The 25157-nt window shown below is 64.6% G+C and carries 22 protein-coding genes and 2 tRNA genes; 15 read left to right on the top strand and 9 right to left on the bottom strand.

Going from position 1 to position 25157, the window contains the following annotated elements; translation table 11 throughout:
- Positions 1–82: 82 nt before the first annotated feature.
- Positions 83–1234 carry a glycosyltransferase gene (locus LY284_RS03715; RefSeq protein WP_014191656.1) on the bottom strand — a complete coding sequence of 384 codons (1152 nt, stop codon included), beginning with the start codon at positions 1232–1234 and terminating at the stop codon, positions 83–85.
- Positions 1235–1442: 208 nt separating this feature from the next.
- Positions 1443–1979, bottom strand: a complete 537-nt coding sequence (locus LY284_RS03710) for a GNAT family N-acetyltransferase (RefSeq protein ID WP_014191657.1) — start codon at positions 1977–1979, stop codon at positions 1443–1445.
- 375 nt (positions 1980–2354) lie between these two features.
- On the opposite strand from LY284_RS03710, the gene LY284_RS03705 reads away from it, so the two are divergent.
- The 4 genes from LY284_RS03705 to LY284_RS03690 all read left to right on the top strand — a co-directional run bounded on the left by LY284_RS03705 (position 2355) and on the right by LY284_RS03690 (position 7049).
- Complete coding sequence (locus LY284_RS03705; RefSeq protein WP_041730472.1) at positions 2355–3401, top strand: DUF1839 family protein; 1047 nt, start codon at positions 2355–2357, stop codon at positions 3399–3401.
- Between the two features lie 982 nt (positions 3402–4383).
- A complete protein-coding gene (locus LY284_RS03700) occupies positions 4384–5130 on the top strand; it encodes a Crp/Fnr family transcriptional regulator (protein ID WP_014191659.1) in 747 nt (248 codons plus the stop codon).
- A gap of 33 nt (positions 5131–5163) precedes the next feature.
- On the top strand, positions 5164–6585 hold the full coding sequence (locus LY284_RS03695) for an undecaprenyl-phosphate glucose phosphotransferase (RefSeq protein ID WP_233384524.1): 1422 nt from the start codon (positions 5164–5166) through the stop codon (positions 6583–6585).
- Positions 6586–6662: 77 nt separating this feature from the next.
- On the top strand, positions 6663–7049 hold the full coding sequence (locus tag LY284_RS03690; RefSeq protein ID WP_050878289.1) for a PadR family transcriptional regulator: 387 nt from the start codon (positions 6663–6665) through the stop codon (positions 7047–7049).
- 27 nt (positions 7050–7076) lie between these two features.
- Here LY284_RS03690 and rpiA read toward each other — a convergent pair whose 3' ends face one another.
- The 5 genes from rpiA to rnr all read right to left on the bottom strand — a co-directional run bounded on the left by rpiA (position 7077) and on the right by rnr (position 12418).
- Positions 7077–7766 (bottom strand): ribose-5-phosphate isomerase RpiA, encoded by a 690-nt coding sequence (rpiA, locus tag LY284_RS03685; RefSeq protein ID WP_041730474.1) that lies wholly within the window; start codon positions 7764–7766, stop codon positions 7077–7079.
- Between the two features lie 65 nt (positions 7767–7831).
- Positions 7832–8227 (bottom strand): SirB2 family protein, encoded by a 396-nt coding sequence (locus LY284_RS03680; protein ID WP_014191663.1) that lies wholly within the window; start codon positions 8225–8227, stop codon positions 7832–7834.
- A gap of 13 nt (positions 8228–8240) precedes the next feature.
- The gene (locus LY284_RS03675; RefSeq protein WP_014191664.1) at positions 8241–9065 is read right to left on the bottom strand and encodes an N-acetylmuramoyl-L-alanine amidase; all 825 of its coding nucleotides are present in this window, start codon (positions 9063–9065) and stop codon (positions 8241–8243) included.
- 12 nt (positions 9066–9077) lie between these two features.
- Positions 9078–9821 (bottom strand): 23S rRNA (guanosine(2251)-2'-O)-methyltransferase RlmB, encoded by a 744-nt coding sequence (rlmB, locus tag LY284_RS03670; protein WP_014191665.1) that lies wholly within the window; start codon positions 9819–9821, stop codon positions 9078–9080.
- A gap of 125 nt (positions 9822–9946) precedes the next feature.
- The gene (gene rnr / locus LY284_RS03665) at positions 9947–12418 is read right to left on the bottom strand and encodes a ribonuclease R (RefSeq protein WP_014191666.1); all 2472 of its coding nucleotides are present in this window, start codon (positions 12416–12418) and stop codon (positions 9947–9949) included.
- Between the two features lie 225 nt (positions 12419–12643).
- Between rnr and LY284_RS03660 the strand changes: the two genes are divergently transcribed.
- Positions 12644–12730, top strand: a tRNA-Leu gene (locus LY284_RS03660).
- A gap of 137 nt (positions 12731–12867) precedes the next feature.
- Positions 12868–12954 (top strand) — tRNA-Leu (locus LY284_RS03655).
- Between the two features lie 163 nt (positions 12955–13117).
- On the opposite strand, the gene LY284_RS03650 is transcribed toward LY284_RS03655, so the two are convergent.
- Positions 13118–13555 carry a hypothetical protein gene (locus tag LY284_RS03650; protein WP_063716308.1) on the bottom strand — a complete coding sequence of 146 codons (438 nt, stop codon included), beginning with the start codon at positions 13553–13555 and terminating at the stop codon, positions 13118–13120.
- A 311-nt stretch (positions 13556–13866) separates the two neighbouring features.
- Here LY284_RS03650 and LY284_RS03645 point away from each other — a divergent pair, with 311 nt between their 5' ends.
- The 9 genes from LY284_RS03645 (at position 13867) to LY284_RS03605 (ending at position 24556) form a co-directional block, all read left to right on the top strand.
- Positions 13867–16359, top strand: coding sequence for an acyl-CoA dehydrogenase (locus tag LY284_RS03645; RefSeq protein ID WP_014191668.1), 2493 nt, complete (start codon positions 13867–13869; stop codon positions 16357–16359).
- Positions 16360–16413: 54 nt separating this feature from the next.
- Positions 16414–17841, top strand: coding sequence for a 3-oxoacyl-ACP reductase (locus tag LY284_RS03640; RefSeq protein ID WP_014191669.1), 1428 nt, complete (start codon positions 16414–16416; stop codon positions 17839–17841).
- A gap of 31 nt (positions 17842–17872) precedes the next feature.
- Positions 17873–18778: a MaoC/PaaZ C-terminal domain-containing protein gene (locus LY284_RS03635; RefSeq protein WP_085952640.1), complete on the top strand. Its 906-nt coding sequence runs from the start codon at positions 17873–17875 to the stop codon at positions 18776–18778.
- Positions 18775–20070: an acetyl-CoA C-acetyltransferase gene (locus LY284_RS03630; RefSeq protein WP_175582464.1), complete on the top strand. Its 1296-nt coding sequence runs from the start codon at positions 18775–18777 to the stop codon at positions 20068–20070. The genes LY284_RS03635 and LY284_RS03630 overlap by 4 nt, the downstream gene beginning before the upstream one ends.
- A 45-nt stretch (positions 20071–20115) precedes the next feature.
- Entirely contained in the window at positions 20116–21855 is a 1740-nt protein-coding gene (locus LY284_RS03625) for an AMP-binding protein (protein WP_014191672.1), read from the top strand.
- A 4-nt stretch (positions 21856–21859) separates the two neighbouring features.
- Positions 21860–22723 carry a DUF1571 domain-containing protein gene (locus LY284_RS03620; RefSeq protein WP_014191673.1) on the top strand — a complete coding sequence of 288 codons (864 nt, stop codon included), beginning with the start codon at positions 21860–21862 and terminating at the stop codon, positions 22721–22723.
- Between the two features lie 194 nt (positions 22724–22917).
- Positions 22918–23160, top strand: coding sequence for a hypothetical protein (locus LY284_RS03615; RefSeq protein ID WP_041730476.1), 243 nt, complete (start codon positions 22918–22920; stop codon positions 23158–23160).
- 87 nt (positions 23161–23247) lie between these two features.
- Positions 23248–24027, top strand: a complete 780-nt coding sequence (surE, locus tag LY284_RS03610; RefSeq protein WP_014191675.1) for a 5'/3'-nucleotidase SurE — start codon at positions 23248–23250, stop codon at positions 24025–24027.
- 70 nt (positions 24028–24097) lie between these two features.
- A complete protein-coding gene (locus tag LY284_RS03605; protein ID WP_014191676.1) occupies positions 24098–24556 on the top strand; it encodes a DUF2147 domain-containing protein in 459 nt (152 codons plus the stop codon).
- Positions 24557–24643: 87 nt separating this feature from the next.
- On the opposite strand, the gene LY284_RS03600 is transcribed toward LY284_RS03605, so the two are convergent.
- Positions 24644–25048 (bottom strand): transposase, encoded by a 405-nt coding sequence (locus tag LY284_RS03600; protein WP_014191677.1) that lies wholly within the window; start codon positions 25046–25048, stop codon positions 24644–24646.
- Positions 25049–25157 lie beyond the last annotated feature (109 nt).

Raw genomic sequence — 25157 nt, 5'->3', positions numbered from 1 at the left:
GGCATGAGCCTTTTGTATGATCGGACGGATTGGACGAAAGTACCGTGGCGCAACGCAGCGCAGCCATTTGTCAGCGCTATGCTTAAATCGCGCCATCTTGCGTGCGCGCGCGTCGCGCATCGAGTGTGGCCTGACGCAGGCGCATCGAATCGCGCTCAGCAAGCGTCTGCTGATAGATCGCCATGTACTCGGCGCTCACACGCTCGACCGAAAGCGGCTGCAGATTTTGCCGCGCGCGCGCCGCGAATTGAGCGCGCGCCGGCCGGTCGAGCAGCAGCCAGTGCAGCTTCTCCGCCGCCTGCATGATGTCGCCCGCGGGCACGAGCACGCCCGCCGCGCCGTCATCGAGCATTTCGGGTATGCCGCCCACGCGGGTCGCGACGATCGCGCAGCCTGCCTCGCGCGCCTCGGCGATCACGAGCGGGCTCGGGTCCTGATGCGAAAGCAGCGCGAACACGTCGGCGTTCGCGAAGTACGGCCGCGCATCGGGGACAAAGCCGGTGAAGTGCGTGACGGCCGCGATGCCGAGCCGGTCCGCGAGCGCTTCCAGCGAGCCGCGATCGGGGCCTTCACCGACGAGATATAAATGCGGCTCCGGCAGAAAATCGCGCTCGTTCGCGGCCTGCTCGCGCACGAGCGTGAACGCGCTCAGCAGATCAGCAATGCCCTTCCTGCGATACATGCCCGCAACGCAGACGATATTCGGATGCCGCAGGCGCACGGGCTTCGCGGCCGGACGGCAGACAAGGCGCGGCGCGTTCACGGCGCCGTTGAGCACGACGGCCAGACGCTCCGGCCCGATACCCCGCGCTTCCAGATCCATCGCCACCGCGCGGCTCACGGCCACCATGCGATCGCCGGCGCGCACGAGCGAGGCGCTTTTCTGCAGCTCGTGATGCACGGTCGTGACGAGCGCGAAGCGCCGCCGCATGCTGCCGAAACGCGAGATGAGCGCGCCCGTCATCATGTGCGCGTGCACGATATCGGGATCGAAGCGATCGATGAGACGATTGAAGCCCGCGATCATCGACGGCACGCGCCACGGCTGCCGCGACTGCTGCAGCGGAATGTGCGTGATGCCGTGACGCCGCAGGAGCGGCTCGAAGCTGCCGCCCGACGATGCGACCAGCACGTCCTGACCCATGCGCGCCTGGGCGCACGCGAGATCGACCATCATGTTGACGGTGCCGTTGCCGATCATCTGCGCGTGATTGGCGAGATGGACTATTCGCATGAGAAGAGCTGTATATGCGCGCGCCGGCCCATGCCGGCGGCATCGTTCTTATTGTTTCGAGGACGCGCTTCGAAGCGGCTCGCGCCGCCTTGTTCGTTGTTCTTGCCTCGATGCCCGACGGTCCACGCCTTGGGTACTGCTGCTGCGATGTGCCTGCCACTCCGTGCGATGCGGGTTGCGCGAGTTGCGCGAGTTGCGCGAGTTGCGCCTAGAGCAACTCGTAGGTGTTCTTCGCGTAGTCTTCGGCGGCGAGTCGCTGCTTGCTCGCCCCGAAGGCTTCGCGCGGCTGACGGCTCTTTCTCGTCAGACCGATGTACGGCATGCCGTGCTCGAGAAACGGCCCTTCCGTCTTGCGAAAGCCGAATGCTTCGTAAAACGCGCGCAGGCTCACCGGCGCGCTCAGGCGCACGCTGCGGCCAGGCCAGCGCTCGGCAGTCACCGCGAGCACGCGCTCGATCAATGCGTGCGCCGTGCCGTCGCCGCGGCGAAGCGGGCTCGTCAGGATTTTGTCCACCACGACTTCCGGATCGTCCGCATCGCCTGCGTGAATCCGCGCGTAAGCGAGCACGGGCATCGAACGGCTCATGTCTTCGGCTGCGAAAACATGAATGCCTGTTTCGTCGCGGCCATCCGCATCGAGATGGACATGCGACTGTTCGACGACGAACACCGCACTGCGCGCGCGCAAAATCAGATAAAGCTCACGCGCAGTGAGTTGTTCGAAATCCAGGGTTTTCCAGTTCATTGATTATCTCCATGCATGACCGGTAATAACCGGCGTTGCGACGATTGAACGTTACGTTCCGACCGCCCTTGATTCAGTGCGCCATCGCACCGACCCAGGACGCGTGCGCCTTTCAAATAAGATCGACCACACGCAAAAGGCGTCACGGGGAAAAAGACGCCTGCCCGACCATTCGAACGATCACGCGACAGCCCGCCATGCGGACCGCCGCGCGCACTCGCTTTGCGTCGATAGCGCTCGCGTAATACGGCACCTTCATGGGAAAATCACAATGCATACCGCCATCGGACGCGACAGAGACGCACAACTAAAAATTTATTCGCTCTCGTGCGCATGCGGTATCGGATACCGGTATTTCCGGCCCGAGGTCACGGCATGAGCGCGTTCCATACGAGCGGTGTGACGAATTCAGGCGCGAGTCGTTCCCGCGTCGTGTCGCTCGATCCTCTTCGCATGCGCGCGCGGCGTCATCATGCGCACGCGCTGCATCGCGGCGAACGCATCTGGCGCGAGGGCTTCGCGCCCATCGATCTTTGGATAGAACTCCTGCACGGCAATGGCCTCGAACCGCGCGCGGCCCTCGCGTTCACCGTCGCGCAGGACTTCGAAGCCGATCAGTTCACGCTCGGCAAGCTGCCGTACGAAGATATCGAAAAGCTCTATGGCCTGCAGGTGCAGGAGCTTGCCGTCTTCGATTCGCTCGAAGAGCGCGCGCTCGTGCAGACGCGCCGGGCCAACACGGTGCTCGTCGAAGTGGACGCGTTCTTTCTGCCCGACATGCGCGCCGTGTCGTACCATCGCGAGCATGCGAAGACGACCATCGGCATCGATGTGATCGATCCGGATGCGCGGCGTCTCGGCTACTTTCATCACACGGGATATCACCTGCTCGACGGCGACGACTACGACGGCGTTCTGCGCCCCGAGCCCTCGCACGATGCGCACGGCAAGCACGCGTCCGCGCTCTTTCCTCACGTGGAATTCGTGAAGCGCGTGAAGGATTCGCTTGCCGGCACGCCGCTCGCCGAAACTTCGGCGGACCTCTTGTGCATGCACCTTTTGCGGCGCCCGATGCACAACCCCATTTCGCGCTGGCGTGCGGCTTTTCCCGAGCACGTCGAAGCGATGATCGCGCGCGGCGAAAACTACGCGCACCTGTATGCGTTCAACGTGATGCGGCAGCTCGGAGCGAACTTCGAACTGCTTGCGCATTATCTGCACTGGATGCGCGAGCAAGGCTTCGACATTCCCGTTCAGACGCATGCGGCCGCACGCAAGATCGCGAGTGAAACCATGGTCATGCAGTGCCGCCTCGCGCGCGCCATTTCGCGCGGACGGCGCGAGCATTGCGAGGCGTCGTTCGACGTGATCGAAGACGCCTATGAACGCGTGATTCCTTCTCTCGCGAATATCGTTTGCTGAGTGCATTCGCGATTCAGCAAACGCTTGCTGCAAAACCACATTCGAGCCCTTGTTTCAAGGGGTTTTTCATTCGCTTACTCGCGCACCGGGTATCAGACTTCATGACCTCGTGATGTCTTTTCCGCAATTCGCGCGCAATCCATTTCGCGCGGAATAATCGGTTCCGCATGAGATTGTCCGCGATGAAACATTTCGCGACGTCTTTCGTCGGCATGAAGACGTCCTGTGCAACACCCTTCCGATGATATGCGGGCAAACGTTTCGCTGACGAATGCGGTTTGCTGCGTACCGCGCCCGCGTACGGGGCTCTGCGGGCTGCGCCACGCTCTCTGGCCGCCACCGGTGCACGAATGCGCGTGGCGCGGCGCACGCATTTTTCAGAACGTGCAACGAGCGCAACGTTTCCGCTTCACGCCGAGTCTTGCCGGAAGCTTTTGGCGTTTCCCGCAAACGCACGCCCAGTAAGGCTTCGCGGGGAATCAAGAGAGAGGGAAATTAACGCGCGTTCGATAACCCACCGAGCGCATGAAACACAGATGAATCATTTTTCAATGTCCCTACGAAAGAAGGTGCCCTTTCGACGGGGCGTCGGCGTGTGAGGCCTGTCGCACGGTGGAGAGATTCATCCGAATCGCCATTCAGGGGGATTGCACTGAGGAAACTCATCGGTGCACGCGCCCATTCCTAAGACCACCCATGTTCAATACTGAAACAAAAACGCTGCGCTGCGCTGCACCACGGAAAACTCATCCGCTATGAGGCCCCGCCAGCATTGTGATTGGGCTCGTTGGCACGGTCCTCGCTAATAGAGACTCGCAACCCGGACCGACGCGAATAAAAAAATTGATTCATGCGCCGACGGGGTAGCTACGGGGCTGGTATGACGTTTCATCGATTGAGTCGCACGCGACATATTTCGGAAAGATCACACCAGTAAATAAAAAGTGAAGCGCAACGCGCGAAGTTTCGAGAGAGAACAATCATGCTGACCCTCCAGTCCGACCTGCACGGCAATCATCTGCTCGGCGCACTTCCGGCGCACGAATGGCAAGCGCTCACGCCGCACCTCGAACTCGTGCAACTGCGCACCGAACAGTTGCTGTGCGATTCGGGCCAACGCATTCATCACGTCTACTTCCCGACGACGGCGATCATCTCGCTGCTGCACACGATGGAAGACGGCGGCTCGGTCGAAATCGCGGCGGTGGGCCGCGAAGGCATGACGGGTGTGCCCGTGCTGACCGGCGGCGAAACCATGCCGACGCGCGTACAGGTGCAGTGCCCCGGCTTTGCGTATCGCATGAGCGCGCAAGCCCTGCGCGAGCAGTTCGGCCGCTCGGACTTCCTGCGCCGCCTGATGCTCCTCTATATGCAGGCGCTGCTCACGCAGGTCGCGCAGACGGCCGCATGCAACCGGCATCATTCGCTGAACAAGCAACTTTGCCGCTGGCTGCTGATCGAAATCGACCGCACCGCGTCGAACGAACTGCAAGTCACGCAGCAACTCATTGCCGACATGCTCGGCGTGCGCCGCGAAGGCGTGACCGAAGCGGCCGGCAAACTTCATGACGCGGGTCTCATCCATCATAGCCGCGGCTGCATCAAGGTCGTGGATCGCGAAGGCCTCGAAGCCCGCGCGTGCGAGTGCTACGGCCTCGTCAAGCGCGAATTCGACCGGCTGCTCCCGCGTCTTCGTGCAACCGAGGCGGCATCGGCCTCGAGCGTTTAACGGTCTGGATTAATGCGAGAAAAAAATCACGGTTTGTTTGCTTGGCTGGCACGTTGTCTCGATGTAAGTCTCATCATTGCGGGCGGGTTGATCGCGCATGACCTACGCTTTTCGTCGCTGGATATCAGCGACATCGAAAGGCTTCTGATCGCGTTCAATTCCGCACTCGCTCTCGTTCTCTTCCCCGCATTCGGCGTGTACGAAACCTGGCGCGGCAAGCCGCTCGCGGAGATGTTCGCGCGCGTCACGCTCGCGTGGATGGCGGTCGTGGCGGCAGGCCTCCTGCTCGCCTTCACGCTGCATCGGATGGATGCGGTGTCGCGCCTCTGGTTCGCCTATTCGACGCTCATTTCCGGCGCGCTGATCATCGCGGCGAAGCTGGTCGCCTACTCGGCGCTGCGCCTGATGCGCGGCCGCGGGCTGAATCAGCGCACCGTGGCGATCGTCGGCGCGCAAGGCTTTTCACGAACGCTGCTCGCGCATCTGTGCAGCACGCCCGAGCAAGGCTTCACGCCCGTGTGCGTGCTCGATACGACCAGCGACGAAGAACTTCAGGCGACCGGCCTCGACGCCGTGCCCGCGCCGACGACCGCTGTCGGCATGGGAGGCAATCGTTTGCCTGTGCTGAACGACTTCGACGAGCTCGTGGACAAGATCCGCGCCGAGGAAATCAACGAAGTCTGGCTCGCCCTGCCGCTATCGCAGGAGCACACCATCTACCGCTTCGTGCATGCGTTGCGTCACGACTTCGTGAATCTGCGGCTGATTCCGGACACGCGCAGCATCTCGCTCTTCAATCATTCGATGACCGACGTCGCGGGGCTCGCCACCATCAACCTGACGACTTCGCCCGGCAACAGCTTGCAGATGTGGCCAAAGCTCGTTTTCGACCGTCTTTTTGCCGCGACCGCGATCCTGGCGCTCGCGCCGCTCCTGGTCGCGATTTCGATCGCCGTGAAGGCGACGTCGAAGGGCCCGGTGTTCTTCACGCAGCATCGCAAGGGCGCGGACGGACGGCCGTTTCGCATCTACAAATTCCGTTCGATGGCGGTGCACCGGGAAAACACGGGCCACGTCACGCAGGCGACGCGCAACGATCCGCGCGTGACGAAGGTCGGCGCATTTCTGCGGCGCACGAGCCTCGACGAGCTGCCGCAGTTTTTCAACGTGCTGTTCGGGCATATGTCGGTGGTCGGCCCGCGTCCGCATGCGCTGGAGCACGACGATCTGTACAAGGATCTCGTCTACGGCTACATGTTCCGCTACCGCATCAAGCCGGGCATCACGGGCTGGGCGCAGGTGAACGGCTATCGCGGCGCGACGGAAAAAGTCGAGAAAATGCAGAGCCGCGTCAAGTTCGACCTTTTCTATATCCACAACTGGTCGTTCTGGTTCGACATCAAGATCGTCGCGATGACGATGTTCAAGGGATTCATCGGACGCAACGCGTTTTGACCGGCGCGCGCGACGGCCCGAAAAAAGCGATATCGTGACTGCATCGCCATGGGACCGTGGCCGCGAGGAAATCGATCATGTTCGGCAGACACGCGCATCGGACGCCGCGCGAGGGCGCGGCCCTTCACGTCGCGGGCGGCATGCAGGGCGAACGAAAGAAACGCCGCCGCATGTCCGACTCCGGCCATTTACGGCTTGCGATACTCGAATCGATCGGCGAATGCGCGCGCGATGCGGAGGGCGTCATCGAGGCGCTCACGGCCCGCGGCGGCGGCTTCTACGGCCCGAGCCCGGGTTTTGTCTACCCGATGCTGTCGCTGCTCGAAGATCAGGGCTACATCGCGGCGCACGAGCCCCATGAGCCGGGTGGCGCGCGCAGGCGCTACACGATCACGCGCACCGGACGCCGTTATCTCGACGAGAACCAGCCCTTTCTGAACGCGATCAGCGTGGAGGACGGCTGACGCGCCCGTCCCCGCGCGCCTGAGTTCTTACTTGTAGTCGATCCGCTCGACGCCCGTTTCCGTGCCGAGCAGGCAGATATTCGCACCGCGCGCGGCGAAGAGCCCGACCGTCACGACGCCCGGCCACGCGTTGATCTGCGCTTCGAGCGCGCGCGGATCGGCGATCTTCAGGCCTTTCACGTCGATGATCTCGTTGCCGTTGTCGGTGATGTACGGCGCGCCGTCCTTGTTCACGCGCAGCACCGGCACGCCGCCGAGCGCCGCGAGCTGGCGGCCGACCGCCGTGCGCGCCATCGGCACGACCTCGACGGGCAGCGGGAACGCGCCCATCACCGGCACGCGCTTGCTCGCATCGGCGATGCACACGAACACGTCCGCCACCGACGCGACGATTTTCTCGCGCGTCAGCGCGCCGCCGCCGCCCTTGATCATCGCGCCGCTGGCGTCGATTTCATCGGCGCCGTCGACGTACACGGGAAGCGACTCGATATCGTTCAGATCGAACACCTGGATGCCGTGCGACTGCAGCCGCGCCGTGCTCGCGAGCGAGCTCGACACCGCGCCGCGATAGCGCGCCTTCGATTTCGCGAGCGCGTCGATGAAGCAATTGGCCGTCGATCCGGTGCCGACGCCGATGATCGCGCCTTCCGGCACGTTCGCGTTCACGTAGTCGGCGGCGGCCTGGCCGACCAGTTGCTTGAGTTCGTCTTGAGTCATGGGAGCGGTGATGCTTATCGGAGAAAACTGAGATTTTATCGGAGCGCGCGGTCGGGTCTCGCGGATCACGCCAACGCGCGCAGGAAGCCGAGCGGATCGTGCGAACGCGCGACCGACGCGATGAACGCGAACACGATGATCGCCAGCACGCCATACGCGGCGCGCGCGCCTTTGGTGCGGCCGCGTTTGAGCGCCAGCGTGCCGAGCACGATATAGACGACGAGTCCCGCGATTTTCGCGCCGAGCCACGCGGCATTCGCGCTGAAGCCGATGATCGCGACCAGCGCGATGGCGCTCGCGAGCAAAAGCGTGTCGACGATATGCGGGAGGATCTTGGCCGGGCGCGCGGCGAGCAGGCGCGAATCCATCAGCATCCAGATCCAGCGCAGCACGAATCCGGCGATGGAGATGCCTGCGCAGGCCATGTGGATCGCGCGCAGCGGGAGGAAATAGTCGCCCATCGTGAATTCCTTGTCAGTTGGCGAAGTACTTGTCGAGGAGCGCCTGGGCGATGGCGTCGCTTTCCGCGTCCGCGTTGCCCGCGTAGTCCGACGGGCGGAAGTGCATCTGGAAGGCGCTGAAGACGCGGCGCGTCTTTTCGTCGAGCACGCCGTCGGTCGCGACGTCGTAGCCGTAGCGCTTCAGCTTTTCCTGCAACGCGCGCACGTCGGCGGGGACTCGTTTGTCGCGGCCGGCGAGATGCGCGGCGACGTTTGCGTCGTCGGGCCAGGCGCCTACGCCGGCATCGTACAGCGCGCGCCAGGGAAAGAGCGGCCCCGGATCGATCTTGCGTTGCGGCGCGATGTCGCTATGTCCGACGACGCGCGTTGGCGGTATCGCGTAGCGCGCGACGATATCGCGCGAAAGTGCGATGAGCGCCTCGATTTGCGCGGGCGGGTACGGTTGCCATTTGCCGTCGCCGATGGGACCGAGGTTCACGTTTTCGATGCCGATCGACGAAGCGTTCAGCTCGGTCGCGCCTTGCCAGGCACTCACGCCGGCGTGCCAGGCGCGCTGGCTTTCGGGCACGAGTTGGAAGACGACCGGTTTGCTCCTCTCGATGCGCGGGGCGTCCGGGACGACGTAGTGGACGCTGACGGCATCGCCGGTGAGGACTTCGATGGAACGCGCTTCGTCGATCTCGGTGTAATGCATCACGAGAAAACGGATGCGGGAGTCGGCGTTTTTTGCGTGGTAGCGCGTGTCGGCGATGTAGGTGGTGCGGTCGATCTGGGTGGTTGTGCAGGCGGTGAGCAGGCAGGCCGAAAGCAATGCGGCGAGGCGCAGCGGCGTTTTCATGCGGGTCACGGCTTACTTCTTCACCGCCCTCTGCCTCACCGCCTCAAACAAACAAACCCCCGACGCCACTGAAACATTGAGACTTTCAACCGCCCCCGCCATCGGAATATTCATGATCTCGTCGCAGGTCTCGCGCGTCAGGCGACGCATCCCCTCACCCTCCGCGCCGACGACGATCGCGACCGGGCCATCCAGCTTCGTCTCGTAGAGAGATGCCGTCGCCTCGCCGGCCGTGCCGATCACCCAGACGCCCGCATCTTTCAACTCACGCAGCGCGCGCGCCAGATTCGTCACGGTGATGTACGGCACGCTCTCCGCCGCGCCGCTCGCCACTTTCGCGGCCGTCGCATTCAAGCCCGCCGACCGGTCGCGCGGCGCGATCACCGCATGCGCGCCCGCCGCATCCGCGACGCGCAGACACGCGCCGAGGTTATGCGGATCGGTGACGCCGTCGAGCACCAGCAAGAGCGGCGTGCCCGAAATGCCATCGAGCAGTTCGGCCAGATTCTGTGCGAGCGGCAAATCATGCGCGCGCGCGACCACGCCCTGATGCTGAACGTTGCCCGACAACCCCCACAGGCGCGCTTCGTCCGCCGCGATCAGCCGCACGCCCGCTTCCTTCGCGGTCCGCAGAAAATCCTGCATGCGCCGATCCTTGCGCGACGGGTCGTACAGCACCTCCTCGATCGACGATGCATCCGCGCGCAAACGCGCGGTGACTGCGTGAAAACCGTATAGAACCTTGAGACGTGACATGACTGATCCGAACCTTCGCTGAGAACTTGAAAAACACGACGCGGCCCGAAGCAATCGCCATCGGGCCGCGCGTATTCGTTGGGCGGCGTCGTGCGCGCCGCTCGTTTATCGTTTCCTGATGCCTGTTACCGCTTTTTGCGCGCCGCGCGTCCGCTCGACGCCGTCTTCGCCGTGCCGCGCTTCTTCGGCGCGCCCGCACGCGCACCGGCGCCGGGCGCCGCGCCCTTCTTAGTGCCGCCGCGCGCGCGCGTGCTCGGCATGTCGTCGTCGGGCAACGGTCGAATGCGCGGACCCGAAAGCCCGCTGCCGCCCGACGCCAGCTCCGCACCGCCCGCCGGCGACGCCGACGGACGCGGCGACGGCGGCTTCACCGGCGTATCGCGCACGAGACGGAAATCGATCTTGCGCGCATCGAGATCGACGCGGCTCACCTGCACGCGCACGCGATCCGACATGCGGTAGCGGATACCGGTGCGCTCGCCGCGCAGTTCGTTCTTGATCTCGTCGTACTGGAAGTAGTCGGAGCCGAGCTCGGTCACATGCACGAGCCCTTCGATGAACAGCGAATCCAGTTGCACGAAGATGCCGAACGTCGTCACGCCGTTCACCATGCCGCCATATTCCTCGCCGAGCTTGTCGCGCATGAAGTAGCACTTGAGCCATGCTTCGACGTCGCGCGAGGCTTCGTCGGCGCGCCGTTCGTTCGACGAGCAGTGCAGCCCCAGCTCCTCCCAGATCGCCACGCTGTTGCGCGCGCGGCCGCGCGCCGTGTCGTCGGCTCTCTGCATTTCGCGTGCGGCCTTCGTCAGGCCGGTGCTCAGCGAGACATCGTGACCGACGTCCGGCAGATACTTCTTGCCCTGCAGGATCGCGTAAATCGCGCGATGCGTGAGCAAGTCGGGATAACGGCGAATCGGACTCGTAAAGTGCGCGTACGCCTCATACGCTAGACCGAAATGGCCGATGTTGTCGGGGCTGTACACGGCTTGCTGCATCGAGCGCAGCACCATCGATTGCAGCATCTGCGCGTCGGGCCGGTCGCGAATCTGCGCGATCAACGCGGCGTAGTCGCTCGCGTGCGGCTTGTCGCCGCCGGTCAGCGTCAGGCCGACGCCGCGCAAAAACGCGCGCAGATTCTCGAGCTTCTCTTCCGTCGGGCCCGCATGCACGCGATACAGCCCCGGATGCTTGTTGCGCTTCAGAAAATCCGCCGCGCAGACGTTCGCCGCGAGCATGCATTCCTCGATCAGCCGATGCGCATCGTTGCGATGACGCGGCACGATCTGCTCGATCTTGCCCTGCGAATTCACGACGATATACGTCTCGGTCGTGTCGAAATCGATCGCGCCGCGTTTCTGACGCGCGGCATGCAGCGCCTTGTAGACGCCATACAGATTTTGCAGATGCGGCAGCAGATCGGCGCGCTTCGCCGCTTCCGGGCCCTTCGTGTTGGTGAGCACGGCCGCGACTTCGGTGTAGGTCAGCCGCGCGGACGAATGCATCACGCCCGGATAGAACTGATACGCCTTGATCTCGCCGCGCGCGGTGATGACCATGTCGCACACGAGCACGCAGCGATCGACATGCGGATTCAGCGAGCACAGCCCGTTTGACAGCTTTTCCGGCAGCATCGGAATCACGCGGCGCGGGAAGTACACCGACGTGCTGCGATCGAGCGCGTCGATGTCGAGCGCTTCGTTCGGGCGCACGTAATGCGAGACATCGGCGATCGCGACCAGCAGACGGAAACCCTGGCCGCGTCCGACCGCGACCGGCTCGCAATAGACGGCGTCGTCGAAATCGCGCGCGTCTTCGCCGTCGATGGTGACGAGCGGCACGTCTCGCAAATCGACGCGATGGCGAATATCCACCGGACGCACTTCGTCGGGCAGCTTCGCGGCGGAGGCGAGCGCTGCGTCGCTGAACTCATGCGGCACGCCGTATTTGCGCACGGCGATCTCGATTTCCATGCCGGGATCGTCGATATCGCCGATCACTTCGATCACGCGCCCGAGCGGCTGCGAATGGCGGCTCGGGAAATCCGTCAGATCGACGGACACCACTTGGCCGACCTTCGCCTTCTTCGGATTCTGCGTGATGAGGATGTCGTGCCCGATGCGCTTGTCTTCCGGCACGAGAATGAGCGCGCCGTTTTCATTGACGAGCCGCCCGATCACGCGCTTGTTCGCGCGCTCGGTCACTTCGACGATATGCCCTTCCGGCCGCCCGCGCCTGTCATACCCGACGATGCGCGCCAGCACGCGGTCGTTGTGCATGACCTTCTGCATTTCGCCGTTGGGCAGGAAGAGATCGTCTTGACCGTCATCGCGAATCAGGAAGCCGAAGCCGTCGCGATGCCCTTGCACGCGGCCCGCCACGAAATTCGACGGATGCGTGAGTTGATAGTGGCCGCGCTTGTCGAGGCGGATCTGCCCGTCGCGTTCCATGGCCGCCAGTCGCTTGAAAAATCCTTCGCGCTCCTGGCGCTTGATCGACAGCGCTTCGGCGATGTCGTTCGCGGCATGCGGTGTCTCGCTCGTGCGCAGCACGCCGAGAATTTCTTCGCGGCTCGGAATCGGATACGGATATTTGCTCAAGGGCGTAGTCGTGATTTTTCTCGTTGGACGGGACTTTTGCGGTGCTTTGCAAACAGGAAGGCGGTCATCGTTGCGAGTCATTCTAACACCCGTCCTTTAAGCGCCACGGGGCTTGCGGGCCGAGCGCGCCCGCCCGGCGCGGCGCGATACGCATTGCATCGAAACGCTTGACAGGCGCAAAGAGCCCGCTATAATTGCGCTCTCTGCTGTTAAGCAACGCACCTTGCCCAGGTGGCGGAATTGGTAGACGCACTAGGTTCAGGTCCTAGCGGTGGCAACACCGTGGAGGTTCGAGTCCTCTCTTGGGCACCAGATGTCGGGAAAAGCCACCTTCGGGTGGCTTTTTCTTTTTGTGCGGAGACCGTGTTTTTGTTTCAGATGCGTTGTATGACGTTTCGATTGACACGGCGTCCGTTCCCGCTAAAATAGCGGGCTCGCTGTACCCCTTGGCCCAGGTGGCGGAATTGGTAGACGCACTAGGTTCAGGTCCTAGCGGTGGCAACACCGTGGAGGTTCGAGTCCTCTCCTGGGCACCAAGGTCCTTCTTTCGCGAGACGCTTGAATAAGCGCATCGCAAGCAAAAACCCCACGCATCGTCGTGGGGTTTTTGCTTTCCGGCTCCCCTATTCGAAACGTGAAACGGCCGCCCGCGCACGAAGCGAGGCGGCCGGTTCAGGGCCGCCCAACCTTCCGTCCGGGCTAGTCCTGCTCATCGTCCTCGAACGTCAGCAGACGAATCAACCGCAAGAGCTCCCCACGGTCGATGACGCCGTCGGCATGATGCCAGACATCGCGCAGCCAGTTCATCGTCATCTCGGACAAGCCGAGTTCGCGCGCGATTGCCGAAACCGGCACCTCACGTTCCAGGAAAACGAGCGCCAGATAGGTGGCAAGTAGCGTCGGCTTACCCCTGGCGTCTCGGTACAAGCCATCTCCTTTGCGCGCCGTCGATTCACGGACGTGCCCCAGCATTTCCATATCCAGCCGGACATGCACGTAACGCGTTTCCGGGATCAGAAAGTACAGCAGGTCGCCCGTTTGCAAAACCCAATCCGCAATGTCGAGGTAATCCGGCACCGCGCCGATGTTTAGCCTGACTAATTGATCGCTATTCTCCACGTTCAAATATGCTCCCATGGCCACCCCGCTCGTGGCAGGTGGTCACAACAAAAGCCCCCGTGTTGTGACTTGCTGCGGCCAGTCCCGCAAAGAATGTCGCGCAGCACCCTTTGACGCCCCGCAGAGGCGGGGCGTCAAAAATCTCTCGGATTTATTTGTTTAGTATTTCGAACTAATCGCGTTTGAGTATTTCGCAAACAGTCAAGAACGCAGAATAGCTCCCGCATATTGGGTGCCGAAGTAGATCCGTCTTAAACGCCCCGTCGTGCGCGAAAAAGCACTCCGTGGCATAAAGGATGCTCAGCGGTAAGCAACCTCGGAGATCCGTGATGCCCGCTCTCTACGTCATCGCTTTCCTCCTGCTCGGCGGCGCGCTCACCTTCGTGCAAGCGCCCGCTCTGGCGTGGCTCGCCGCGCTCGCGCTCTGGGTGGCCGCGGGACCGTTCATCGGCGTGACCGGTGCGATCGGCGTCGCCCTGCTTTCCATCGTCTTCGTGCTGCCGGCTTTCGTGCTCGCCGTCCCGCCGTTGCGCCGCGCGCTCATCAGCCGGCGCGTGTTCGTCGCCTTTCGCAAGATGCTGCCGGAGATGTCTTCGACGGAGCGCGACGCCATCGAAGCCGGCACCGTCTGGTGGGACGCAGAGCTTTTCTCCGGCCGTCCACGATGGGATCGCCTGCTCGCACACGGCGCGCCGACGCTGACGCCGGAAGAACAAAGCTTTATCGACCATGAATGCGCGCGGCTGTGCGAGCTGTCGAACGACTGGGACACGACCGCGATCTGGCAAGACCTGTCGCCGCAAGCGTGGGCGTACATCAAGGAACAGGGCTTTCTCGGCATGATCATCCCGAAGCGATACGGCGGTAAGGCGTTCTCCGCGTATGCGCATTCGCAGGTCATCATGAAGCTCGCGACGCATTCGTCGGCGGCGGCGGTGTCGGTCATGGTGCCGAATTCGCTCGGTCCGGCCGAACTGCTGCTGCACTACGGCACCGAGGCACAGAAGGATCACTATCTGCCGCGGCTCGCGCGCGGCGACGACATTCCCTGCTTCGCGCTCACGAGCCCCTATGCCGGATCGGACGCCGCCGCGATTCCCGATGTCGGCGTCGTGTGCCGCGGCGAGCACGAAGGCCGCGAGACGCTCGGCTTTCGCGTGACGTGGGACAAGCGTTACATCACGCTCGGGCCGATCGCAACCGTGCTCGGCCTCGCCTTTCGCGCCCTCGACCCCGACCATCTGCTCGGCGACGCCGACGCGCCCGGCATCACCTGCGCGCTCATTCCGACGAAGCATCCCGGCGTGCATATCGGCCGCAGACACTGGCCGCTCAACGCGGTGTTCCAGAACGGCCCGAACTGGGGCCGCGACGTCTTCATCCCGATGGACTGGGTCATCGGCGGACGGGCGCAGGTCGGCAATGGCTGGCGCATGCTGATGGAATGCCTCGCCGCCGGGCGCGCGATCTCGCTGCCTTCGTCGAACGTCGGCATGGCGAAGCTCGCCGTGCGCGGCACGGGCGCATATGCCGCCGCGCGCCGCCAGTTCCGCACGCCGATCGGACGCTTCGAGGGCATCCAGGAAGCGCTCGGGCGCATGGGCGGCAACCTCTACGTGATGGACGCCGCGCGCCGCCTGTCGGCGCAGGCGGTGGATCTCGGCGAAAAGCCCTCGGTGATATCGGCGATCGCGAAATATCACATCACGGAACGCGCGCGCAAGGTGATCAACGACGGCATGGACGTGGTCGCGGGCAAGGGCATCTGCATGGGGCCATCGAACTTCCTCGCGCGCGCGTATCAGCAGATGCCCATTTCGATCACCGTCGAAGGCGCGAACATTCTCACGCGCTGTCTCATCATCTTCGGACAGGGCGCGATTCGCTGTCATCCGTACGTGCTGAAGGAAATGGCCGCCACGCGCGACGACGATTCACGCGCCTTCGATGCCGCGTTCTTCGGGCATGCGAGCTTTCTGGCGTCGAACGCCATGCGCAGTCTGCTCTACGCGTTCGGCGCGGGCGCGCTGAGCCGCGGCCCCGCGCACGCCGATGCGCGTCTTGCGCCCTTCTACCGCGCCGCCACGCGGCTTTCGAGCGCGTTCGCCCTGTTCGCGGATGTGTCGATGCTCGCGCTCGGCGGCGATCTGAAGCGGCGCGAACGGCTTTCGGCCCGGCTCGGCGACATCCTCTCGCAGTTGTATCTGCTCTCCGCGACGCTCAAGCGTTTCGAGGACGACGGCCGTCCCGATAGCGATCTGCCGCTCGTGCGCTGGGCCGCCGAAGACACGCTGTATCAGGCGCGCGCCGCCTTCGATGGCCTGCTTGCGAACTATCCGAACCGCGCGGCGGCGGCGTTGCTGCGCGCCATCGCGTTTCCTTTCGGCCTGCCGCACGCGCCGAGCGCCGACGCGCTGGGCAACGACATCGCCATGCTGATGCAAACGCCCGGCCCCGCGCGCGAGCGCCTTCTCGCGGGCTCGCACGTTTCGTCGTTCGACACCGATCCGGTCGCGCGCGGCGAGAAGCTGCTCGCGCTGACGCCCGCCGTCGCGGCGCTGGAGACGCGTCTGCGCGATGCCGTCAAAGCGGGCCAGACCGCGCCGCTGCCGCAAAGCCCGCAAGACATCGAAGCGTGGGCGCGAGCCGCCGCCGGGCGCGGCCTCATCGACGAAAACGAGCGGACGCTCCTGACCGAATGGGCCGCCCATGCGCGCGAAGCCGTGAAAGTCGATGATTTTTCCGCAGACTTCGGTATCCTCGAAGCATTGCAAAAGCGCAACGCGGCGCTCGAACGGCAGTGGCCCGAGCGCATCGACTGAAGCAGGAAGGCCCCGAAACCACGCCGCGCCCCTTCGACGACCGATTGCCAATCGATGAAAGACCGCTATCTCGACTTCGTCAATTCGCCCTTCGGCACGAGCATCGCGCGCTCGCTCGGCCTGCCGCGTCCCGAGGTTTTACGCCGCCATCGCGCGGATCGCGCCGAATTCGGCGGCATGGCGGCGATCGGCGCGGGGCCGTCGCCGGCGCGCTTCGACGACCTCATGGCCGTGCTGTCCGCCATCGGCATGACGAGCGTCGCGCACGAAAGCGCCGCGGGCTGGCTGCCCGTCGCCGCGCGCCACGGCGCGATGAGCGGGCGCTTCGAGCCGCGCGTGCGCGAATCGCTCGCGAGCGAGCGCGTCGAAGCGCTGATCTTCGATGCGACCGGCATCGCGCACGGCAGCGAGTTGCATGCGCTCTACGCGTTCTTTCACGACGCGCTGCGCTCGCTCGCGAAAAGCGGCCGCATCGTCGTGCTCGGCCGTGCAAGCGCGGCCTGCGCGAGCGTGGCGGCGGCCACCGCGCAGCACGCCCTCGAAGGCATGGTCCGCTCGCTCGGCAAGGAAGCGCGCAACGGCATCACGTCGAATCTGCTGCGCGTTGCCGACGACGCGAGTTTCGAATCTGCGCTGCGCTTCTTCCTGTCGCCGCGCTCGGCTTATGTGTCGGGTCAGGTCGTGACCATCGACAGCCCTTCTTCCACACCGCAAGACTGGGCCAGGCCGCTCGCAGGCAAACGCGCGCTCGTGACGGGCGCGGCGCGCGGCATCGGCGCATCGATTGCGACGGTGCTGGCGGAGCGCGGCGCGATCGTCACCGGGCTCGACGTCGAGGCCGCGCGCGATGCGCTCGATCAGACCATGCTCGCCATCGAAGACGCGTCGCCCTCGGGCGGCGCGCATGCGGCGCTCGTCGCCGACATCACCGCGCCGGAAGCGCCCGCCGACATCGCCGCGGCGCTCACCGCGTCGGGCGGCGTCGATATCGTCGTGCACAACGCGGGCATCACGCGCGACAAGACCATCGCGCGCATGACCGGCGAGATGTGGGACAGTGTCATCAACATCAATCTGCTCGCGCAGGAACGCATCGACGGCGTGCTGCTCGAACAGAACACGCTGCGCGACGACGGGCGCATCGTCGCGATCTCGTCGATCGGCGGCATTGCGGGCAATCGCGGACAGACCAACTACGCGACGTCGAAGGCCGGCGTCATCGGCCGCGTGCACGCCATGGCGCCCCTGCTGCGCGCGCGCGGCATCACGATCAACGCGGTCGCGCCCGGCTTCATCGAAACGCAGATGACCGCGCGCATGCCCTTCGGCGTGCGCGAGGCCGGCAGACGGCTCAACTCGATGGGACAAGGCGGCTTGCCCGTCGATGTCGCCGAGACCGTGGCGTGGCTCGCGAATCCGGGCAGCGCGGGCATCACGGGCAACGTGGTCCGCGTGTGCGGGCAAAGCCTGATCGGAGCGTAGAGACAAGGAGAACCTAAGGAGAACGATGGCGATGCACGCTCCCACGATGCCCCGCGCCCGCACCGTCGTAATCGATACCTTGCCGGCGCCCGCGAAGCTCTACGGCCGCGCGCTGCCCGCGCTTTTCAGGCGCTCGCGCGCGCCCGAACTGCCGGCGATCAGGCTTGTGCGCCCGGACGTCAGGCTCGATCCCGAAGAGGTCGGCCGTTATGCGCGCGTGTGCGGGTTCATTCCCGAGCACGGCGTGCCGCTCACCTTCCCGCACGTGCTCGCGTTTCCGCTGCATCTGATGATGCTCACGGACCCTTCGTTTCCGTGGTCCGCACTCGGCGTCGTGCATCTGTCCAATAGCGTGCGGCTGCGGCGGCCGCTCGCGGCGGGCCAGAATCTGCGCATCGAAGTGGAATGCGGGCCGCTGACGCCGCATCAGAAAGGTCAGGCGTTCACGCTGCATACGCGCATCTACCGGCGCGGCGAGGCCGTGTGGGACGGCGACAGCGTCTATCTGAAGCGCGGCGTGCGCAGCGAAAGCGCGGCGCCGTCGAGCGAACGCGCGAGCATCGCCGATGCGCCCGCGCCGCTTCTCGCACGCGAAGCGCGCTGGCAGCTTCCGCCGCAACTCGGCCGCGATTACGCGAAGGCATCCGGCGATTTCAATCCGATCCATCTGCACATGCTGAGCGCGAAGGCGTTCGGCTTTCCACGCGCGATCGCGCACGGCATGTGGACGCTCGCGCGCACGCTCGCCGCGCTGCATCCGATCAAATCGCTCGCGGCGGGCGAGGCGCACGGCGATTTCAAGCTGCCGCTCTACCTGCCCGGCGATGCCACGCTATGGACCGCCGCGCCCTCGCCCACCGCGCGCGATTTCGAAGTGCGCGATCTCGCGGGCGACCGGCCGCATCTGCGCGGCCATTTCGAATGGGAGCTGCCATGAGGGAGGTTCGCAGAGTCGCGATCATCGGCAGCAACCGCATTCCGTTCGCGCGCTCGAACACGGCGTACGCGAGCGCTTCGAATCAGGACATGCTGAGCTTCGCGCTGCAGGGGCTCGTCGATCGCTTCGACCTGCACGGCCTGCGGCTCGGCGAAGTGGCGGCGGGCGCGGTCGTCAAGCATTCGCGCGATTTCAATCTGACGCGCGAAGCCGCGCTTTCGACCACGCTGGCGAAGGAAACGCCCGCCTACGATGTGCAGCAGGCCTGCGGCACCGGCCTCGAGACGGCGATTCTGGTCGCGAACAAGATCGCGCTCGGACAGATCGACGCGGGCATCGCGGGCGGCGTCGATACTGCGTCGGACGCGCCCATCGCCGTGAACGAGCGCATGCGCAAGATCCTGCTCGAAGCGAATCGCGGGCGCTCGGCGGGACAGCGCGTCGGCGCGCTCGCGAAGCTGCGTCCCGGCATGTTCTTCAGGCCGCTGTTGCCGCGCAACGCCGAACCGCGCACGAACCTGTCGATGGGCGAGCATTGCGAACTGATGGCCAAGCGCTGGAAGATCGCGCGCGAGGCGCAGGACGCGCTCGCGCAGGACAGTCATCGCAAGCTCGCGGCGGCCTACGGGCGCGGCTTCTTCAATGATCTGATGACGCCGTACAAAGGACTCGCGCGCGACAACAACCTGCGTCCCGACCTTTCGCTCGACCAGCTTTCCGCGCTGACGCCCGTCTTCGACCGCGACGCCGGCACGCTCACCGCGGGCAATTCGACGCCGCTCACCGACGGCGCGTCCGCCGTGCTGCTCGCCTCCGAAGCATGGGCCGCCGAACGCGGGCTCCCGGTGCAGGCGTTCCTGACGTTTTCCGCGACCGCGGCCGTCGATTTCTTCGACAAGCGTGAAGGCCTGCTGATGGCGCCCGCCTACGCGGTCCCATTGATGCTCGCGCGCGCCGGGCTCGTCTTGCAGGACTTCGACTTCTACGAAATCCACGAAGCGTTCGCGGCGCAAGTGCTGTGCACGCTGGCCGCGTGGGAAGACGAAGAATACTGCCGCACCGCGCTCGGCCTCGACGCGCCTTTAGGTTCCATCGACCGCGCGCGTCTGAACGTGAACGGCGGCTCGCTCGCGACGGGCCATCCGTTCGCGGCGACGGGCGGACGTATCGCCGGCACGCTGGCGAAGATGCTCGCGCAGGCGCCGGCACGCAGCGACGGCACACCGCTGCGCGGACTGATCTCGATTTGCGCGGCGGGCGGCCAGGGCGTCGTCGCGATACTGGAGCGGTAGGCAGGACGCCTTGGCGAAAAAAATATAAGCCAACGGAGACACCACATGAGCCCGGAACAGGCAGCGCCGCGCGGGGTTTCGGAGCCGCACGCGACGGACGGCATCTGGTACGCGTCGTATCCGCCCGGCATCGCGCGGGAGATCGATCCGTCGCGCTACCGTTCGCTCGCGCATTTCTTCGACGAGTGCGTCGGACGTTTCGCCGATCGGGTCGCGTTCGTGAGTCTCGGCTCCACACTGAGCTTCGCTGCGCTCGGCGCGAAGGCGCATGCGTTCGCGTCGTATCTGCAAAGCGTCGGCGTGAAGCCCGGCGACCGCGTCGCGCTGATGATGCCCAACACGCTCGTCTATCCTGTCACGCTGTTCGGCACGCTGATCGCGGGCGCGATCGTCGTCAACGTGAATCCGCTCTACACCGTGCGCGAGCTGAGCCAGCAACTGAAGGACAGCGGCGCGCAGACCGTCGTCGTGTTCGAGAATTTCGCGAAGACGGTGCAGGACGCGCAGCCGGGCTCGCGCGTGAGAAACATCGTCGTGACCGGGCTCGGCGATCTGCTCGGCGGCGGGCTCAATGTGAAAGGCCGCGTGATCGATCTGATGCTGCGTCACGTGAAGAAGCAGGTGCCCGCCTACGCGCTGCCCGATGCGGTGCGCCTGCCGCAAGCGCTCGCACGCGGCACGCGGCGCAAGTTCGAACCGGTGAGGATCGGCCACGGCGATATCGCGTTCATTCAGTACACCGGCGGCACGACAGGCGTCGCGAAGGGCGCGATGCTCACGCATCGCAATGTCATCGCGAATCTGTTGCAGGCGCTCGCGTGGGCGGGCGGGCAACTCGTCGACGGCGAAGAGACCATCGTCACGCCCTTGCCGCTGTATCACATCTATTCGCTGACGGTGAACGCGCTCGCGTTTCTCGCGATCGGCGCGCGCAACGTGCTGATCGTCAATCCGCGCGACATTCGCGCGCTCGTGCGCACGCTGCGTCACGAAAATTTCACGGCGATCACCGCGCTCAACACGCTCTACAGCGCGCTCATGGACAACGACGCCTTCCGCCAGCGCGACTTCTCCGCGCTCAAGCTCGCGATGGCGGGCGGCATGGCGACCCAGCGCGTGGTCGCCGAGCGCTTCAGGGCGCTGACGGGCCGCACGCTCGTCGAAGGCTACGGCCTCACCGAATGTTCGCCGCTCGTCGCCGCGACGCCGCTCGATGTGCACGGCGACGCCGCGTTCGACGGCACCATCGGCGTGCCGGTGCCGTCGACGCTCGTGCGCATGCGCCGCGAGGACGGCGCGTGGGCGAACATCGACGAACCGGGCGAGCTTTGCGTGCAGGGCCCGCAAGTGATGAAAGGCTACTGGAACCGTCCCGAGGAAACGGCGGGCGTCATCGACGCGAACGGCTGGCTCGCGACCGGCGACATCGGCGTGATGGATGCGCGCGGCATCATCCGGCTCATCGACCGCAAGAAGGACATGATGATCGTGTCGGGTTTCAATGTGTATCCGAACGAAATCGAGGATGTGCTCGCGGCGCATCCGAAAGTGCGCGCGGTGGCGGCCGTCGGCGTGCCCGATCCCGTCACGGGGGAGCGCGTGAAGGCGTTCGTCGTGCGTCGCGATGAAACGCTTACGGTGGAAGAATTGCTGAAGTTCGCACGTTTACACCTGACCGGCTACAAGGTGCCGGCTTACATCGAGTTTCGCGACGCGCTGCCGCTCACGACGATCGGCAAGGTGCTCAGGCGCGAACTGCGCGAAACCGCAACCAAAAAGGATTGAGCTCATGCCGGACTGGCGGCGCGCGTGCGCAGGCTTGCTATGGGTCTGTTTGCTCTTCATGAAGGCGCCCGCGCATGCGCAGTCCGCGCTGGATGCGGCGCGCGTCGGCGAACTCGGTGTCGAGCAGCAGGCGCAATGGCTCGCGCAGGCCGCCGCAAGCGGCGCGCTCGCGCGACTCGACGACGCGCAGCTCGTCGCCCTCTTCCGTTCGCTCGACGCGCGCACGCTGCCGCGTTATCTGCAGGACGGCCTGAGCGATTTCGCGTCCTGCGAGTTCACCATGCGAAGGCGCGAGCGCATCAAGGGCAAATGGCCGAAGCGCGCCGATCACATGCTCGTGCGCGTGACGCGCGAGCCACTGCGCATATACGCGAAATGGCTGCCCGATGGCGCGCATGCGGGCCAGGAAATCATCTACGACGATTCCGTGCGCCCCGACGAACTCTACGGCCATCTCGGCGGCTTTCTCAGCATCGTGCCGATGTGGACATCGGTGAACGGCGCGCTCGCCCGCGCGCAGTCCAACCATTCGATCCGCGAGCTTGGCGTCGACGCGATCACGCGGCGTTTCATCGACGAGGGGCACAAATTCGCCGAGGCTGGCATCACGAAGCCGACGAATATCGAGGTGAAGACGATCGGCGGGCTGCGCGTGCTCGCGCTCACCTACGAGACGCCCGAAGGACAGCCCGAGTTTTACGCGAAAAAGGAAGTGCTCGGGCTCGACCTCGAACGGCCGGTCTTTCGCACGCTGGAGTCGTACGACAACGACGGCAATATCTTCGAAAGCGTGGTGTTCGAGCGCATCGAGCCCAAGCATTTCGACGATCTGACTTTCGATCCCAAAAACCCGGATTACCGCTTCTGATTACGCCGCTGTGAAACGCCCGCTGAACTGGTGACACCGCATGTAACAACTCGCCGCACCGCGCGCCGCGCGTTTTAAGTTTCGCCTAAGAGTCGGCCGATAACCTGCCCGCACTCCATCGACATCAAGGTCAGCGCGAGGGCGACGTGCCCGCCGCGCCGCGTAATCGTCATGCAAACCTGAGGGCTTCGTTCATGAACTTCCGCCGCCCGGCTTCCGCTCCTGTGCGAGCCATCAAAAGACTGTTGAGCCATCACGAAATCGCCACGCTGCTTCTGCTGATGCACGCGCCCATCGACGTGATGGCGGCCACGCCCGACGTCGCGTCGCTGACGGAATACGGCTATGTCGAGATCGTGTCGCCGGAAGCCGGCACGCCGAAAGTGCGCCTGACCGAAGACGGCAACGCGCTGCTGCGCGGGCTGGGCGTGAAGTAAGGCCTTACACCCGATCTGGACCGGCGTCACGCGAACTCTGTAATAATCGGTCGATCCGTTCAATCATCGACCCAGGAGTGATTCGCGATGTCCGCCCTCTCACCCATCGTGCAGCGTGTGCTCATCACCAACGACGACGGCATCGACGCGCCCGGCCTGGCCGTGCTCGAAGCCGTTGCCGCCGAACTCGCGCATGAAGTCTGGGTGATCGCCCCCGAGCACGATCAAAGCGGCACCTCGCATTCCATCAGTCTGCATTCGCCGCTGCGCGTCTCGCGTCAGGGCGAACGGCGCTACGGCGTGCAAGGCACACCCGGCGACTGTGTCGTAATGGCCGCGCGCCATATCATGAAAGACGCGCCGCCCACGCTCGTGCTGTCGGGCATCAACCGCGGCGCGAATCTCGGCGTCGAGACGATGTTCTCCGGCACCGTCGGCGCCGCAATGACGGGTTTGCTGCTCGGCCTGCCGTCGATCGCGCTGAGCCAGACCTTCACCGACCGCGAGAACGTGCGCTGGGATACGGCCCGCACGCTCGCGCCCGGCGTGATCCGCCAGTTGCTTTCGATTTCCCACGACGCGCCGACCTGCCTCAACGTCAATTTCCCCGATTGCGATGCGTCCGCCGCCGGTCCGCTCACCGTGACGCGACAAGGCGTAGGGCTCGTGGAAGGCATCGACGTGCTGCCGATGGTCGATCCGCGCGGCATCGAGTATCACTGGCTGCGCTTTCAGCGCGGCCCGCGCCCGAACTCGCCCGATAGCGAAACGGCGGTGGTCGCGTCCGGGCGCGTGTCCGTCACGCCGCTGCATTTCGATCGCACCGACGAACGCACTTTCGCCACGCTCGAAGCGGCTCTGCGCTAGAACGTTTCCTCTCGGCCGAGTGCGGGCGCTTTCCCGTAAGCTCTCCCACGTCCAAACGAAGAACAAGGAGATGCAGATGAGCGGTTTCATCGGAGCGCGCCGGGTGGCCGGCGTGCTGCTGGCGATCGTGTCGGTGAGCGCCTTTGCGCAGACGACACCGGCGGGCACCTGGCAAACCATCGACGATGCCTCCGGCCAGCCGAAAGCGATCATCGAAATCACCGACAACGGCAGCGGTGAGTTGTCGGGCAAGATCGTGCGCGGCATCGGCAAGCTGGATCAGCCGGATAAGCGCTGCACGGCGTGCACCGGCGAGCGCAAGGATCAACTGCTCAGAAACATGACGATCATCAGCGGCATGCGCCGCGACGGCGATACGTGGCAAGGCGGGCAGATTCTCGACCCGGAAAGCGGCAAGCTCTACAAGTGCAAGATGACGCTCGAAGACGGCGGGCAGAAGCTCGTAGTGCGCGGATATATCGGCGTGTCGCTGCTAGGGCGCTCGCAGACCTGGCTGCGCCAGCCGTAAAGTCGCGAAAGGACATAAACGACAAAGCCGGCGGAAGACAAATGTCTTCCGCCGGCTTTGCTCATTTCGTCGCGGCTTGCTACGCGATCATGCGGCGCGCCGCCGATGTGCCGCATCCGCGGCTGCCTCTGCAGTGGCATCGTCGGGCAGGTCCGCGTTCTCGGGCCTGTGTTCACCCGGCACGCGCATGCGCGAGGTCATCAGCGAATAAAGCGATTCACCGGACGGCCCGAACAACTGCGTCATGACACGCAGCAGCACGCCCGACTCGTGCCATGCCTTGAACCGCCGGTGACACGTCTGATACGAAGGATATTTGCGCGGCAGCGTGGCCCACGACGCCCCGCTGTACATGACCCAGAGCACACCGTTCAGCACGGCGCGCGTGTTTGCGAGGGGCCGGCCTCGCAGCTCCGAACGGGGACGCAGTTCGGGAAGCAGCGGTGCGACCATCTGCCATTCCTCGTCGGACATGTCGCGATAGGGCTTCACGATAAAAATCTCCAATTAGCTGACTGATAACTGGTATCGACGATACCGAGTACCCCCAAGCCAGCAAATCGGAGTGGTCCGAATCTCTAAATTACCCGGAAAGGCTTAC

This window comes from Caballeronia sp. PC1 (assembly GCF_021353155.1).
GTDB lineage: Bacteria > Pseudomonadota > Gammaproteobacteria > Burkholderiales > Burkholderiaceae > Caballeronia > Caballeronia cordobensis.
Note: the sequence above shows the minus strand (reverse complement) of the source record. Positions and strands in the feature narration are given on the sequence as shown.

Excerpts from the sequence above, each read along its gene's own strand:
- LY284_RS03715 (WP_014191656.1), bottom strand. The coding sequence starts at position 1,234 with ATGCGAATAGTCCATCTCGCCAATCACGCGCAGATGATCGGCAACGGC.
- LY284_RS03710 (WP_014191657.1), bottom strand. The coding sequence starts at position 1,979 with ATGAACTGGAAAACCCTGGATTTCGAACAACTCACTGCGCGTGAGCTT.
- LY284_RS03705 (WP_041730472.1), top strand. The coding sequence starts at position 2,355 with ATGAGCGCGTTCCATACGAGCGGTGTGACGAATTCAGGCGCGAGTCGT.
- LY284_RS03700 (WP_014191659.1), top strand. The coding sequence starts at position 4,384 with ATGCTGACCCTCCAGTCCGACCTGCACGGCAATCATCTGCTCGGCGCA.
- LY284_RS03690 (WP_050878289.1), top strand. The coding sequence starts at position 6,663 with ATGTTCGGCAGACACGCGCATCGGACGCCGCGCGAGGGCGCGGCCCTT.
- rpiA (WP_041730474.1), bottom strand. The coding sequence starts at position 7,766 with ATGACTCAAGACGAACTCAAGCAACTGGTCGGCCAGGCCGCCGCCGAC.
- LY284_RS03680 (WP_014191663.1), bottom strand. The coding sequence starts at position 8,227 with ATGGGCGACTATTTCCTCCCGCTGCGCGCGATCCACATGGCCTGCGCA.
- LY284_RS03675 (WP_014191664.1), bottom strand. The coding sequence starts at position 9,065 with ATGAAAACGCCGCTGCGCCTCGCCGCATTGCTTTCGGCCTGCCTGCTC.
- rlmB (WP_014191665.1), bottom strand. The coding sequence starts at position 9,821 with ATGTCACGTCTCAAGGTTCTATACGGTTTTCACGCAGTCACCGCGCGT.
- LY284_RS03650 (WP_063716308.1), bottom strand. The coding sequence starts at position 13,555 with ATGGGAGCATATTTGAACGTGGAGAATAGCGATCAATTAGTCAGGCTA.
- LY284_RS03645 (WP_014191668.1), top strand. The coding sequence starts at position 13,867 with ATGCCCGCTCTCTACGTCATCGCTTTCCTCCTGCTCGGCGGCGCGCTC.
- LY284_RS03640 (WP_014191669.1), top strand. The coding sequence starts at position 16,414 with ATGAAAGACCGCTATCTCGACTTCGTCAATTCGCCCTTCGGCACGAGC.
- LY284_RS03635 (WP_085952640.1), top strand. The coding sequence starts at position 17,873 with ATGCACGCTCCCACGATGCCCCGCGCCCGCACCGTCGTAATCGATACC.
- LY284_RS03630 (WP_175582464.1), top strand. The coding sequence starts at position 18,775 with ATGAGGGAGGTTCGCAGAGTCGCGATCATCGGCAGCAACCGCATTCCG.
- LY284_RS03625 (WP_014191672.1), top strand. The coding sequence starts at position 20,116 with ATGAGCCCGGAACAGGCAGCGCCGCGCGGGGTTTCGGAGCCGCACGCG.
- LY284_RS03620 (WP_014191673.1), top strand. The coding sequence starts at position 21,860 with ATGCCGGACTGGCGGCGCGCGTGCGCAGGCTTGCTATGGGTCTGTTTG.
- LY284_RS03615 (WP_041730476.1), top strand. The coding sequence starts at position 22,918 with ATGAACTTCCGCCGCCCGGCTTCCGCTCCTGTGCGAGCCATCAAAAGA.
- surE (WP_014191675.1), top strand. The coding sequence starts at position 23,248 with ATGTCCGCCCTCTCACCCATCGTGCAGCGTGTGCTCATCACCAACGAC.
- LY284_RS03605 (WP_014191676.1), top strand. The coding sequence starts at position 24,098 with ATGCAGATGAGCGGTTTCATCGGAGCGCGCCGGGTGGCCGGCGTGCTG.